Here is a 12,746-nt window from a genome sequence, read left to right on the forward strand (position 1 = left end):
AAGGAATGTGCCGGGAGTTATGATGACAAAGGATGAAGATGTAAAAAAGAATAGAGAAGACCTGTTTCGACTTTTTTGGAAAGTGGTCCATCAGATTTTGATCATCGGCCTGATTATCGGATTGTTTTTCGGTATGTATTCTTTTGCCTATCATGCTTTCTCTAACGAGGCATATGATGCCTCCAGTACCAGAAAGGTACAGGTGGTGATCTCAAAAGGAGAGAAAACCGACCAGGTGGCGGACCAGCTTTATGAGAAGCATCTGATCGTGGGAAGAAACAGATTTAAGGTAAGAAAATTTTTCTCAAAATACAGTGATACGGACTTTGTCCCCGGAAAGTACAGGCTGTCACAGTCTCAGGGTATCGATGAGATTATGGCAGTCCTGTGCGGGGATGCCCGTGAAAAGGATACAAAATGATTGTAAATGAAAACGTGACAGATTATCTCCGCTCGCTTATAAAAGAGGAGGATGACTTTCTCGACGGGATTGAGCGCCAGGCCAGAAAAGACCATGTACCGATCGTCAAGCCGGAGACAAAAGAGTTCCTGAAAGTATTAGTGAAAATGAATCAACCGATGAAAATCCTGGAGGTCGGAACGGCTGTGGGATTTTCATCTCTTTATATGCACAAGTTTCAGCCAGAGGGCGGGACCGTGGTCACCATCGAGCGGAATGAAGGAAGGATCAAGAGGGCAAAGGAGAACTTTTCAAGAGCCGGAGTTAAAGATGCTGTCACTCTCATGGAGGGTGATGCCGCAGAGATTTTGGCTGAACTTTCCGGTACCTTTGACTTTATCTTCATGGATGCGGCCAAGGGCCAGTATATCCGCTTTTTTGAACACATTCTGAGGCTGCTTCCTGCTGGGGGCATTCTGGTCTCTGACAATGTGCTTCAGGACGGTGACATTGTAAAATCACGGTATGCCATAGAGCGCAGGGACCGGACTATCCACAAAAGGATGAGAGAGTATTTATATACATTGAAACAACATCCGTTGCTGGACACATCTGTGCTTCCATTGGGAGACGGCGTGGCAGTGAGTATGAAAACAGGAGAGTAACATGAGAAAAACAGAGCTGCTGATACCAGCAAGCAATTTAGAAGTACTGAAAGTAGCTGTGCTCTACGGTGCAGATGCAGTTTACATCGGAGGAGAAATGTACGGGCTGCGGGCGAAGGCCAAGAATTTCTCTATGGAGGATGTAAAAGAAGGCGTCCGCTTTGCACATGAGCACGGTGTAAAGGTTTATATAACAGCAAATATCGTAGCCCATAACGGGGATCTTTCCGGCATACGGGAATATTTCAGGGAACTTAAAAGTATTCAGCCCGACGGACTGATCATCTCTGATCCAGGAGTCTTTATGACAGCCAAAGAGGAATGCCCGGAGATTGAACGTCACATCAGCACTCAGGCCAACAGCACCAATTATGCCACTTATAAGTTCTGGCATGAACAGGGGGCATCCCGCGTGGTGGCGGCCAGAGAGTTATCCTTGAGAGAGATCGGGGAGATCAGAAAGAACATACCGGATGACCTGGAAATTGAGGCATTTGTCCATGGAGCCATGTGTATCTCACATTCCGGGCGTTGTCTGCTGAGCAATTATTTTACAGGACAGAACGCCAACAAGGGAGCATGTACCCACCCATGTCGGTGGAAATACTCTGTGGTGGAAGAGACCAGGCCCGGCGAATATATGCCAGTGTATGAAAATGAACGGGGGACCTATATTTTTAACTCCAAGGATCTCTGTATGATCGAACATATTGACGATCTGATCAGCGCTGGAATCGACAGCCTTAAGATCGAGGGACGGATGAAGACCGCTCTCTATGTGGCGACGGTGGCAAGAACCTACCGGAAAGCCATTGACGATTACAAAGAATCTCCTGACAAATATAAGGCCAATATGGACTATTACAGACAGGAGATCTCCAAGTGCACCTACCGTCAGTTTACCACTGGTTTTTACTATGGTAAGACGGACGAAAACTCACAGATCTATGACAGCAACACTTATATCAAGGAGTATACCTACATCGGGATTGTCCAGGGATATAACAAAAAGGGATACGCGCTGCTGGAACAGAAGAATAAGTTCCTTGTGGGGGAGACGATTGAGGTGATGGTTCCAGACGGAGAAAACCGGCAGGTGACGGTCAAAGCCATTGAGGATGAGGATGGTGTTTCCATGGAGAGTGCACCACATCCAAGACAGATGATCTATGTAGATTTCGGGGAGGAGATCCCGGAGGGATATCTGCTCAGAAGAAAAGAAGATTAATTCAGCGAAGGCATCGGAGATAAATCCGATGTCTTTCTTGTAAAAAGAAATTGGAAATGATATAATAATTATGAAATAACTAAGAGCGTAGATTTAAAATAAAAGGAGAACTATTTTGAAGGATAAGGATTTAACAAACAGGGAAAAACTAATCATGAAATGTGTCTGGGCGGCTGGCCAGGAGATCTCTTTGCAAGAATTACAGCGGGAATTGAAAGAAAGGTTCCAGTGGGATGCCAACAGGTCAACTGTGCGTACTTTTCTGTCAAGCATGCAGGGAAAGGAAGCCGTGACGGTTGAAAGAAGGGGGAGATTTTCTTATATCGCTCCTTTATACAACGAAGAAAAGTACAAAAAGGCCCAGCTAAAGAAGTTGATGGATTTCTGGTTTAACGGATCAAAAGAAGATCTGATCAAGGCACTGACAGAGGTGAACTAGGGATTATGCTCAGTGAGCCGTCCCCAAAGGTCATTTCCAGACAGCCGTCTATGATGCCGCCTGCATAGCAGGCGGCATCATAGACGGCTGTCTCTTTCTTTATCATTGTACATCTGATTACCGGAATTGCCCTTTTCGGGATTTGAATTTTGGAGTTGTATTGCCGGAAAAAAGCAGTGGCACATCGGCGTAATTCCTTCAGGATCAATGTCTCAAAAATACATCTGCTTTAGAATATAATACAGCTTTACCCGCCAGTGTTACCCTGTCACCCTGCATTTTGCAGTACAGGGTACCTCCGCGGTCAGAGGCCTGACAGGCAGCAATATGATCCTTCTGCAGTTTATCAGACCAGTAGGGTACGATATGGCAGTGTCCGGAACCACATACAGGATCCTCGGCTACATTCAGTTTAGGGGCAAACGACCTTGACACACAATCCGTGACAGTTCCTTCTGCTGTTATATGAAGCAGGAGTCCGTCCAGCTCCCTTAGTTTCTCCAAATCTGGGTTTAAGTCTCTGATGATCTGTTCGTTTTCAAATACACATAACAGATCTCTTCCAATATATGCCTCTGCCGGGACAGCGCCGATGGCTTCCGCCATTTTTTCCGTAATACGTACAGGCTTCAAGTCATAGGCTGGAAAATCCATTTCGTAGAGATCTCCATCTTTCATAACAGTTAGTTCACCGCTCACTGTGCGGAATATAATTCTCCCGCTGTTTTCGCCGTAATAATTGAATAGGACAAAAGCGCAGGCAAGGGTCGCATGGCCGCACAGGTCTATCTCGCCGCCCGGGGTAAACCAGCGCAGACTGTATGCCTTGCCCTCTTTTAACGCGAAAGCTGTCTCAGACAAATTATTTTCTTTTGTTATGCTCATCATCAGTTCATCTGGAAGCCATTGGTCCAGGATGCAGACAGCGGCAGGATTACCGCCGAAAACTTTATCTGTAAATGCGTCAATGACATATTGTTTTAGAATTTTGTTTTTCATATTCAGGTATCTCCTATGTTTTGTTTGACTTCATTATAGCAGGCACTTAAAATATAAGTAAAACAAATATTTCTAAACTTAACATTAGAGAAAGTGAAGTAAAGATATGAACCGGTATATTGCATTGCACAAAATCGTGGAGCTGGGCAGCTTTTCTAAGGCGGCAGAAGCTCTGGGATATACCCAATCCGCTATGAGTCAGATGATCTCGTCTTTGGAAAAGGAATTCTCGATAAAGCTGGTAAACCGTTTCCGTACAGGTACAAAACTGACTTTGGAGGGAGCAGAACTTTATCCTTACATTGAGCGGATGGTGTATCAGTATCAGGCAATACAAGAAAAAACGAAGGAGATCAAAGGATTGGAGACAGGCATTATCCGCATGGGAACGATCTCCAGTATTTCGGCCCACTGGCTGCCAGGTTTGCTGAAAGAATTTCAAGAACAATACCCTGGGGTGGAGTTTGTCATTCACCAGGGAGATTATACGTCCATCCAGGAATGGATCAAAACAGGAGCCATTGACTTTGGTTTTATCAATCCCCGTGCCGCAAACGGAATTTCAACGGTCACCCTGAAAGAGGGAGAAATGCTGGCCGTCTTGCCAGAAGATCATCCGCTGGCCAAAAAGGACATGGTCACTTTAGAAGAATTAGCCTCGGAACCATTTATCCTTTTGGAGGAAGGGCATTACTATGAGCCTTTAGAAAGTTTCAGGTCAGTAGGTATCACACCCAATATTAAATATACGATCCACGATGATTATTCCATCATGACTATGGTAGAAGCGGGATTGGGGGTCAGTATTCTGGCGGAACTCATACTGCACAGGACGAACTACCGCCTTGCTCTGCGGCCCACAGATCCTCCGGTTTTCAGGACCATTGCCATAGGATATAAAGACAAGAACAGTCTTTCAATGGCAAGCAGAAGATTTATCAGGCGTCTGCATGAGTGTATTTCAGAATTGCCATAACAAAATGATGGACATACATCAAAGGTCAGCGTTCTTATGATTTGCTGCGAAATAAAATCCGAAACAGCAGATATAGGATCAGGATACCCGACAGGACAAAGCCGGCAAAGCTGATCCAGGGCATTCCCAGAACCTGCGGCCTCAGCTGTGTCATACATAGAAGGCTCGCACCGATAAAAAGAGCGGAAGCGATCAATCCTAGTACTAGATATCCTGCCGCGCGGTGAAACACCCGTATGTAGTCCTCTGTGTCTGTCAGCTCAATGTTCAGCTTTGTCTGCCCATTTTTTGTGATATTTAACAGATCGGACAACTGGGACGGGATCTCCATGGATTTGTCAAGGGAAGCATAAGCTGTGCGCCCCCGGTGGACCAGTTCTTTCTTCCAGTCAAAATCCTTGTAGATCATGGATGACATATGCATGGAGAGGATCTTAAGCATATTGACCTCAGGAGAACAGGCGGCCAGGGTTCCTTCCATTGTGACCATGCTGCGTCCCAGGAGTGTAATATCAGGGCTGATAGCGATCTTATGCTTTTTTACCAGATCCAATAGCTTCTCAATCAGATCCCCCAGGCGCATCTCTCCGAAATCCATTGTCATATAACGGCTGACAATGTCATCGACATCAGTATACAGTCTGGCGTGATTGATACGGTCCTTTGGCTCTCCAAGTGTCAGCAGAACATTCTTTAGGGTATAAATATCATGCTTTAAGATTGCAGAAATAGCCTTCTTAAGCAACTGTTTATAGTGGTCGGACAGTCGGCCTGTCATACCCAGGTCCAGCCAGGCGATCCGGCCCCCTGAGATCCAGAGGTTTCCCGGATGGGGATCCGCGTGGAAAAAGCCGTCCTCCAATATCTGTTTGCAGTAATTTTCAGCCGCCTTCTCACCAATCTCAGTCAGATCATAACCGGCCGATTTAAGGGCCGCCATATGGTCAATCTGGATTCCGTCAATGTAAGACATGGTGAGAAGACGGGGAGTTGTAAGTTTTGTGAAAACCTGAGGACAGGTGATATAAGAGATGTCCCTTTGATTCTCATAAAATGTCAGTAGATTCTCCGCTTCCCGAATAAAATCCATCTCTTCCTGGGAAGTCTTCCACAGCTCGTCCAGGATGGTGTTAAAATCAATCAGATCCCCGGTCCCCATGGCAACCTTCAGAAACTTTGCCGCTTTTTTCAGCAGATGTATATCCCGTTCCATCATCTCCCGGATGTGGGGCCTTTGAACCTTGATGACAGCCTGGCCTCCGCTGGAGAGCACCGCTAGGTGCACCTGAGCGATGGACGCTGAGCCCAGCGGGGTCTCCTGCACCTTGGAAAAAACAGACTCCAGAGGGCGTCCAAGTTCCTGTTGGATCACCTGTTTCACCAAAGAGTATTCCATTGGCTTTACTTCAGTTCTGAGTTTTTTTAACTCATCGCAGTATATTTCAGGAAGCATATCAGAGCGCATAGACATAATCTGTCCCAGCTTCACATAGGTAGGACCCAGATCCTCAAAGATCTCCTTCAGCTTTTCTGGAGTCATCCCCTTGGCCAGATGATGTTTTTTTAAGACTTTAAGAATGTCTAAAAATCTCTGATTGGAAACGTCACTGCTCATTTTCTTCTGGGTCCTTTGGAGTTTGTGCATCCTTTTGTTCTTTTGCTTTGATCTTTTCCTTCAAAAGCTCCAAGTCACTGTCAGACATAGAATCCACTGCGTCCATGAGGTTGTCGTATTCTTTTACAATATTGACTGTCACATGATCTTTCAGCTTGTCCTTTGCCTTGTGTTTCAGTTCTTCATTCACGACCTTGCCCTGTTCAACAGTGAGTTCCCCCTTTTTAACCAGGTCATCCACAATGTCTTTGGCAGATTCAGCAGTCGTGGCAACAGCACCGATGCCTGCCAGCAGAATTTTTTTCATACCTTCGCCAACGTCCATAAAAACCATCCTTTCCTGTAATAAAACAAAGAGATCAACACGCACCTAATGATATAATTAAGTATACTCTATCGCGCGAAGCGCGTCCACCCGGAGGAAATGAGTTTTCTTCATTATCTCCAGTCGGCTCTGGAAAGGCCTCCTTCCGATAATAAAGAAAAACTATCGTATTCGCATGTGATCGTCAGTTACTTTTTTAGATCTTAAAGACTCGATTATCTGAAAATAGGGAAAAACTTAAATCTTCTGTTGACTTTCCGACATATGTGTCTTATTCTGTATAAAAAGACATGTATGTCGGAAATGGAGGCGGAATGAATAAGCGAGGGAAGGCGACCAGAGGCTTGATCAAGGAAAAGGCTTGTCTTATGTTTGCAGAAAAAGGATTTAAGGAAGTAACGATGAAGGATATCTGTGAGATCACGGGACTGAGCCGGGGCGGTTTATATTGCCATTACAGCAGTACAAGTGAGATTTTTAAAGAGATCACGGAGGATATGATGAGCTGTCAGGATGAAGAGTTCCAGTCGAAAATGGATCTTGGCCTGCCTGCTGTCGATATCCTGGACGATGTGCTTCGGCGATATAAAAATGAGATGATAGACAGTGGACATTCTCTGAGTATGGCCATATATGAATATTACAGCATCAAAGAAAATACCATCGGTGAGAATGCTTTATATGAACAGTATCTGTTATCTTACGCATCATGGAAAAGATTGATCCAATATGGCATTGACCGGGGGGAGTTTAACCAGATTGATATACCAGCAGTGTTTGACCTGATTATTTTTTCTTACCAGGGAGTCCGTATGTACAGTAAATTGATGCCGGTGGACCAGGAGGTGCCGGGGAGAATGTTAAAGGAGATCCGTAAATTGTTTGTCAGACAGGAGGGGTAATCATGGCAACTATATTTGAGCGTTTTGATCATACAAAAACAGCATTTATCAACCCGGAAGATACCATTGTAGCAGAACCTGGTTTTCCGGAGGTGTGTATCACCACTTTTTCAAACACAATGATTGATAAATTTGTCAGTCTGAATCAGGCAGAGAAAATCGCGGAGCTTTACACTGCAAATGGAATTACACCGATTTATGGGATCAGCTATAAAGGAAAACGGATTGCTCTCTTTTTATCCCGGGTAGGGGCCCCTGCCTGTATCGCAGGGTTGGAGGAAGTCATAGCCATGGGTGTGAAAAAGATCGTGTTGTTTGGCTGCTGTGGTGTTCTAAACCAGCAGGCAGTCCAGGATAAGATCATCATTCCTTCATCTGCTGTACGGGATGAGGGAACCAGTTATCACTATATCCCGCCCAGTGAAGAAATATACACGGAGGAGAGTTCCATCCGGAAGCTGGAAGCCTGCCTAAGAAAGCTGGATTTATCTTATGTGACCGGAAAGACATGGACCACAGATGCAGTATACAGAGAGACTCCCAGAACTCTCAAAGAGCGCAGAGAACAGGGCTGTCTGGCTGTAGATATGGAACTCTCGGCTGCACTGGCTGTAGCACAGTTTAGGGATGTCAGACTTCTCCCGTTCCTGTATGGGGCGGACAATCTGGATTCAGAAGAATGGGAATGCAGGGATCTGAAAGAATATGGATTCTCTGGACTGCACAAGTATTTTGGGCTGGCGCTGGAATGTTCCGCCATTCTGTGAGAAAGAGGTTTCCACTAGAAAAAATATCCGATATAATGGAATCATCGAAAAAGGAGTGTGTATCATGGGAAATATTAAAGATGTAACGAAGCTGACGGATAATCCTTATTTAAACCTGTACCATTTAAAAGGAACCAACCGTGTGGGAAAACCGCTGAATTATTATATCGCATCCAGAGTCAAAAGCATGGAACGCATGAAACTGAAAACAAAAAAGAATACCCCGGACGGGATCATCATTTACAGTCTTTACGGAGAGAAAAGAGACAAGGTAGTCCTGGTAAAGCAGTACCGGTATTCCATCGACGGTTATATCTACGAATTCCCTGCAGGGCTGGTGGAGGAAGGCGAAGATTATAAAGAAGCCGGAATTCGTGAATTAAAAGAGGAAACAGGGCTGGACCTGGACTTGATTCAGGCGGAGCCTATGTATGAGAAACCGGGATTTATGTCTGTGGGCATGACGGATGAATCCTGTGCCACTATCTACGGATATGCAAACGGGACACCGAGTAAAAAGGGACAGGAGGATTCCGAGGAGATCGAGATCGTTCTGGCAGACAGGAAGGAAGTCAAAAGGATACTAAAAGAAGAGCGGGTGGCAATCATGTGTGCCTACATGCTGATGCATTTTGTAAAGGACGAGGATCCGTTTGCATTTCTGGATCTGTAAGCTTACGGCAGATGATACAAATAAGATACAAAAAGCTGTTATATTGACCTTGATCAATATAAAAAGTTAAGGAGAGAGATATGAACCGTATTTTGATTGTAGAAGATGAGCCGGCTATATCAAATTTAATCCAGATGAACCTTTCAGCCGCCGGCTACTCCTGCGGCTGCGCTTTTGACGGAGCCAGGGCAGCGGACCTGCTGGAGCAGGAAGCATTTGACCTAATTCTTTTGGATGTCATGCTTCCTGAGATTGATGGATATGAGCTGATGGATTATATCAGGCCTTTGGGGATCCCGGTCATATTTCTCACGGCCAAGTCATCTACGGAAGATAAGGTAAAAGGGCTGAGAGCAGGAGCAGATGATTATCTGACCAAGCCTTTTGAGATCGCAGAGCTTCTGGCACGGGTGGAGTCGGTGCTCAGACGCTATCATAAGACGGAAAGCAATTTTAAGATCGGGGACCTTGAGATCGATATGTCCGCAAGAATCGTAGAAAAGCAGGGTAGGGTTATAAACCTGACCGTGAAGGAGTATGAATTACTGCTTCTTTTCATACAGAACAAAAAAATTGCCCTGTTCAGGGACTACATTTATGAAAAGATCTGGGGCAGCGGATATATGGGAGACAGCAGGACCGTGGATCTGCATGTGCAGCGGCTCAGAAAGAAGATCGGATGGGAGCATAAGATCAAAACCGTATATAAAATCGGTTACCGCCTGGAGGATTAGCAAATGAAGTTTTCTTGGAAAGTATTCTTAAGTATCATCACGGCCACCATGCTGACCTTCAGTATCGGGGGTTATTTTTTGATACAATCCACTTTTCAGTCATCCCTGCGCCAGGCCGTAGAAATGGCTTATCAGGAAAATGACATTTTCAGGGCTACCTTAGGAGCATCCATCGCCGTTTCTCCGCCGGAGAGCAGCTCTCCGGAGAACACAGTAAAAAAACTGGCCGGTTCCATCAGTCTTTCCTCGCCGGGAAAAGAACGGAAGTTCCGTATCTGTGACAGCCGATATCAGCAGCTGTTTTCCGACCTGAGTTTCCAGGTGCCGGATACGGTTATAAAAACACTGGATGCCAGGCATGCGGGATATTCCATCCTTAAGCAGGAGGGCAGATATTATCTGCAGTCTGCCTGCCGGTTTACAGTAGATGATAAGGTTTTTTATCTGGAAAATGTCAGGGATATTTCTACGCTGTACGAGATGAAAGAAAACCAGCTTGCGCTTTATCAGAAGATTTCTCTGATCTTGATCATCACCTTGGGAATCGCCGTTTTTTGTCTCACGAACTGGCTGACCCGCCCGCTTAGAATTCTTTCCAAAGCAGTCAGGGCATTTGCGGCAGGTGATTTAAAGATACGCTCAGAGATTACCTCAGAAGATGAGATCGGTTCTCTTGCAGAAGATTTTAATTCCATGGCTGGGCAGCTGGAGCAGAAGATCTGTGAGTTGAAAGATGCGGCGCTGAGACAGGAAATGTTTATGGGGAGTTTTGCCCATGAGTTGAAGACGCCGATGACCTCCATCATAGGTTACGCAGATACGCTGAGATCCAGGGGGCTCAGTGAGCAGCAGAGGTTCCAGGCGGCAAACTATATTTTTGAGGAGGGCAGACGCCTGGAATCCCTGTCCCTAAAGCTTATGGATCTGATCGTACTGGACAAACAGGAGATTTCCATGAGGACGGTTTTTGCTTCTGACCTGTTTGAGAGAGTGCAGAGGCTTGTGGAACCGCTGTTAAATACCTCTGGCATAATATTCGATTGCTCTTTTGAGGAAGGGACATTCTGGGGAGAACCGGATCTGCTTCAGAGCCTGTGCCTGAATCTCATCGACAATGCAAGAAAGGCAGTTGGTGAGGACGGTATGATCTGCTTTGAAGGAAGAGCGGATGAGAATGGTTATACCCTGTGCATACAGGACAATGGCAGGGGTATGACAGAGGAAGACATGAGCAGAGTCACAGAAGCCTTTTATATGGCGGACAAATCCAGAGCCAGAAAAGAAGGCGGCGCCGGACTGGGGCTGTCCCTGTGCCGCCGCATAGTGGAACTGCACGGAGCAAAGATGGAATTTGTAAGCAAAGTATCCGAGGGGACGGCGGTCACGATCCGGTTCAGGAAGGAGCGGTCTGATGAGGCATAAAAATCTGTTGATCTGTATTACGGCCATCGCGTTGGCGGTCTCTTGTATTTTCTGGCCGTCACTGGTTTCAAGCTATCAAGACCAGAAGATGAGGGATAGAGTAGAACTTGACAAGGTAGAGGATACCTCCGATATACAGACAGATACGTTGTCCATAAAGGAAAAATTGTCCCTTATCATCCAGACAAACGATTCAGATGGAGAAATTGCTGTGACCAATCAATCGTATGATTGGGGCTCTGCAGAGCTGGATTCATTGAAAAAAATCTGCTTAAATGAGTTAAAAAAATTAAAGCAAAAGGGTATGTTTCCCAAGGTTACATTAGATAAAAATACGATGGTATTTTATGATACTACTACCACTTATCTGGATACAAAAAATTATTCCAGACGGCTGAGAGTCCACAGTATCACTGTACAGTCAGCGGACAAGAGCCTGAGGATAATCATAGACGATTCGTCGCATAAGATCCTGGCAATAGACAACGTGGAAGGATTCGGAATCAGGGCTTCCGATGCCGACCGCATTGTGAAGACATGGGGAGAATATCTTGAGTTAACAGAAGAAAGTATCATGAAGGCAAAGAAAGGATATCGTTTTGTTAAATATAAAGCAGGGAAAGAAAATGTCTGCTATATGTTTGTATTTTATAGCAAAGAGAATGCGGAAGAAGGAGAACTGTCTATTTTTCCGGAAAAGGATTATGGACAGCAGGTCAGTGAAGAGAAATGATACAACTTTGATGGAAGTATGAATGAATTGTGATACAAGGTTCGGTTATGATAATACCAGAGAGTAGATTCTCTGGAAAGTAGGTGACGGACCAATGAGAAAGAATCAAGCGGTACGAAGAAAACATAAATATTTTATCCTGCTGTTATTGGAGGTCCTGGGAACATGGATTTTATCGATCCTGATCATCCAGTATTGTACTTCTACCCAGCAGACCGTGAAAAAACCAATCCCTGTCAGCAGTTTTGTGAGACCCAAGGAAGTAAAACATAGGGTGAATACTCCTTGGAATCTGATGTTAGTCAACCATGAAAATGCTGTGCCGAATTACTATGAGCCTGATCTGACTACCCTAAAAAACGGATGCCAGGTTGACCGCAGAATACTGCCGGATCTGCAGCGGATGATGAATGCGGCCAGGAGCAGGGGACTTTATCCTTCTGTTTGTTCTGCATATCGTACATCCGAGCGCCAGTCTTATCTTCTGGAACAGGATATCAATAAGTATATCAATCAGGGATATTCAGAAAACGAAGCCAAGAGAAAAGCAATGATGTGGGTGGCACTTCCGGGACGCAGCGAGCACCAGACCGGACTGTCATTAGACATCGTGGCCGTGGACTACCCTGTGCTGGACGTGACTCAGGAACGAAGGAAAGAACAGCAGTGGCTGATGAAAAACAGCTGGAAATACGGTTTTATCCTCAGATATCCAAAAGACAAGACCAGCATCACAAAAATCGGATACGAACCTTGGCATTACCGATATGTGGGGAGGAAAGCAGCCAGGGAGATGAAAAAAAAGAATCTCTGCCTGGAAGAGTATATAGACAAGCTTAATTAAAGGAAGCCATTGCCCGGGCTGGTC

General features: G+C 45.3%; 15 protein-coding genes. 12 read left to right on the forward strand and 3 right to left on the reverse strand.

Features of this window, described 5'->3' with window-relative positions:
• Positions 1-19 precede the first annotated feature (19 nt).
• The 4 genes from AR1Y2_RS07625 to AR1Y2_RS07640 all read left to right on the forward strand — a co-directional run bounded on the left by AR1Y2_RS07625 (position 20) and on the right by AR1Y2_RS07640 (position 2,732).
• Positions 20-421, forward strand: a complete 402-nt coding sequence (locus AR1Y2_RS07625) for an endolytic transglycosylase MltG (protein WP_137328412.1) — start codon at positions 20-22, stop codon at positions 419-421.
• Positions 418-1,065: an O-methyltransferase gene (locus AR1Y2_RS07630; RefSeq protein ID WP_137328413.1), complete on the forward strand. Its 648-nt coding sequence runs from the start codon at positions 418-420 to the stop codon at positions 1,063-1,065. Before AR1Y2_RS07625 ends, AR1Y2_RS07630 begins: the two co-directional genes overlap by 4 nt.
• A gap of 1 nt (position 1,066) precedes the next feature.
• On the forward strand, positions 1,067-2,293 hold the full coding sequence (locus AR1Y2_RS07635) for a peptidase U32 family protein (protein WP_137328414.1): 1,227 nt from the start codon (positions 1,067-1,069) through the stop codon (positions 2,291-2,293).
• Positions 2,294-2,408: 115 nt separating this feature from the next.
• Positions 2,409-2,732 (forward strand): BlaI/MecI/CopY family transcriptional regulator, encoded by a 324-nt coding sequence (locus AR1Y2_RS07640; protein WP_137328415.1) that lies wholly within the window; start codon positions 2,409-2,411, stop codon positions 2,730-2,732.
• A gap of 204 nt (positions 2,733-2,936) precedes the next feature.
• On the opposite strand, the gene AR1Y2_RS07645 is transcribed toward AR1Y2_RS07640, so the two are convergent.
• Positions 2,937-3,731, reverse strand: coding sequence for a PhzF family phenazine biosynthesis protein (locus tag AR1Y2_RS07645; protein WP_137328416.1), 795 nt, complete (start codon positions 3,729-3,731; stop codon positions 2,937-2,939).
• Between the two features lie 106 nt (positions 3,732-3,837).
• On the opposite strand from AR1Y2_RS07645, the gene AR1Y2_RS07650 reads away from it, so the two are divergent.
• Positions 3,838-4,707: a LysR family transcriptional regulator gene (locus AR1Y2_RS07650; RefSeq protein WP_137328417.1), complete on the forward strand. Its 870-nt coding sequence runs from the start codon at positions 3,838-3,840 to the stop codon at positions 4,705-4,707.
• A gap of 34 nt (positions 4,708-4,741) precedes the next feature.
• Here AR1Y2_RS07650 and AR1Y2_RS07655 read toward each other — a convergent pair whose 3' ends face one another.
• On the reverse strand, positions 4,742-6,322 hold the full coding sequence (locus AR1Y2_RS07655) for an ABC1 kinase family protein (protein WP_137328418.1): 1,581 nt from the start codon (positions 6,320-6,322) through the stop codon (positions 4,742-4,744).
• Positions 6,312-6,647 (reverse strand): phasin family protein, encoded by a 336-nt coding sequence (locus AR1Y2_RS07660; protein ID WP_137328419.1) that lies wholly within the window; start codon positions 6,645-6,647, stop codon positions 6,312-6,314. Before AR1Y2_RS07660 ends, AR1Y2_RS07655 begins: the two co-directional genes overlap by 11 nt.
• Positions 6,648-6,961: 314 nt before the next feature.
• On the opposite strand from AR1Y2_RS07660, the gene AR1Y2_RS07665 reads away from it, so the two are divergent.
• The 7 genes from AR1Y2_RS07665 to AR1Y2_RS07695 all read left to right on the forward strand — a co-directional run bounded on the left by AR1Y2_RS07665 (position 6,962) and on the right by AR1Y2_RS07695 (position 12,722).
• Positions 6,962-7,549 carry a TetR/AcrR family transcriptional regulator gene (locus tag AR1Y2_RS07665; protein ID WP_137328420.1) on the forward strand — a complete coding sequence of 196 codons (588 nt, stop codon included), beginning with the start codon at positions 6,962-6,964 and terminating at the stop codon, positions 7,547-7,549.
• Positions 7,550-7,551: 2 nt separating this feature from the next.
• On the forward strand, positions 7,552-8,316 hold the full coding sequence (locus AR1Y2_RS07670; protein WP_137328421.1) for a nucleoside phosphorylase: 765 nt from the start codon (positions 7,552-7,554) through the stop codon (positions 8,314-8,316).
• Between the two features lie 64 nt (positions 8,317-8,380).
• Positions 8,381-8,989 (forward strand): NUDIX hydrolase, encoded by a 609-nt coding sequence (locus AR1Y2_RS07675; protein ID WP_137328422.1) that lies wholly within the window; start codon positions 8,381-8,383, stop codon positions 8,987-8,989.
• An 80-nt stretch (positions 8,990-9,069) separates the two neighbouring features.
• Complete coding sequence (locus AR1Y2_RS07680; RefSeq protein WP_137328423.1) at positions 9,070-9,723, forward strand: response regulator transcription factor; 654 nt, start codon at positions 9,070-9,072, stop codon at positions 9,721-9,723.
• A 3-nt stretch (positions 9,724-9,726) separates the two neighbouring features.
• Positions 9,727-11,145 carry a sensor histidine kinase gene (locus AR1Y2_RS07685; protein ID WP_137328424.1) on the forward strand — a complete coding sequence of 473 codons (1,419 nt, stop codon included), beginning with the start codon at positions 9,727-9,729 and terminating at the stop codon, positions 11,143-11,145.
• Entirely contained in the window at positions 11,135-11,878 is a 744-nt protein-coding gene (locus tag AR1Y2_RS07690; protein ID WP_137328425.1) for a hypothetical protein, read from the forward strand. Before AR1Y2_RS07685 ends, AR1Y2_RS07690 begins: the two co-directional genes overlap by 11 nt.
• Positions 11,879-11,972: 94 nt before the next feature.
• Positions 11,973-12,722: a M15 family metallopeptidase gene (locus AR1Y2_RS07695; RefSeq protein ID WP_137328426.1), complete on the forward strand. Its 750-nt coding sequence runs from the start codon at positions 11,973-11,975 to the stop codon at positions 12,720-12,722.
• Positions 12,723-12,746 lie beyond the last annotated feature (24 nt).

The sequence above is a fragment of the Anaerostipes rhamnosivorans genome, assembly GCF_005280655.1.
Classification (GTDB): Bacteria; Bacillota; Clostridia; order Lachnospirales; family Lachnospiraceae; genus Anaerostipes; species Anaerostipes rhamnosivorans.

Bases quoted from the DNA above. Each gene is read 5' to 3' on its own strand.
- AR1Y2_RS07665 (WP_137328420.1), top strand. From the start codon at position 6,962: ATGAATAAGCGAGGGAAGGCGACCAGAGGCTTGATCAAGGAAAAGGCT.
- AR1Y2_RS07655 (WP_137328418.1), bottom strand. From the start codon at position 6,322: ATGAGCAGTGACGTTTCCAATCAGAGATTTTTAGACATTCTTAAAGTC.
- AR1Y2_RS07675 (WP_137328422.1), top strand. From the start codon at position 8,381: ATGGGAAATATTAAAGATGTAACGAAGCTGACGGATAATCCTTATTTA.
- AR1Y2_RS07670 (WP_137328421.1), top strand. From the start codon at position 7,552: ATGGCAACTATATTTGAGCGTTTTGATCATACAAAAACAGCATTTATC.
- AR1Y2_RS07685 (WP_137328424.1), top strand. From the start codon at position 9,727: ATGAAGTTTTCTTGGAAAGTATTCTTAAGTATCATCACGGCCACCATG.
- AR1Y2_RS07660 (WP_137328419.1), bottom strand. From the start codon at position 6,647: ATGGACGTTGGCGAAGGTATGAAAAAAATTCTGCTGGCAGGCATCGGT.
- AR1Y2_RS07630 (WP_137328413.1), top strand. From the start codon at position 418: ATGATTGTAAATGAAAACGTGACAGATTATCTCCGCTCGCTTATAAAA.
- AR1Y2_RS07635 (WP_137328414.1), top strand. From the start codon at position 1,067: ATGAGAAAAACAGAGCTGCTGATACCAGCAAGCAATTTAGAAGTACTG.
- AR1Y2_RS07625 (WP_137328412.1), top strand. From the start codon at position 20: ATGATGACAAAGGATGAAGATGTAAAAAAGAATAGAGAAGACCTGTTT.
- AR1Y2_RS07690 (WP_137328425.1), top strand. From the start codon at position 11,135: ATGAGGCATAAAAATCTGTTGATCTGTATTACGGCCATCGCGTTGGCG.
- AR1Y2_RS07695 (WP_137328426.1), top strand. From the start codon at position 11,973: ATGAGAAAGAATCAAGCGGTACGAAGAAAACATAAATATTTTATCCTG.
- AR1Y2_RS07650 (WP_137328417.1), top strand. From the start codon at position 3,838: ATGAACCGGTATATTGCATTGCACAAAATCGTGGAGCTGGGCAGCTTT.
- AR1Y2_RS07680 (WP_137328423.1), top strand. From the start codon at position 9,070: ATGAACCGTATTTTGATTGTAGAAGATGAGCCGGCTATATCAAATTTA.
- AR1Y2_RS07645 (WP_137328416.1), bottom strand. From the start codon at position 3,731: ATGAAAAACAAAATTCTAAAACAATATGTCATTGACGCATTTACAGAT.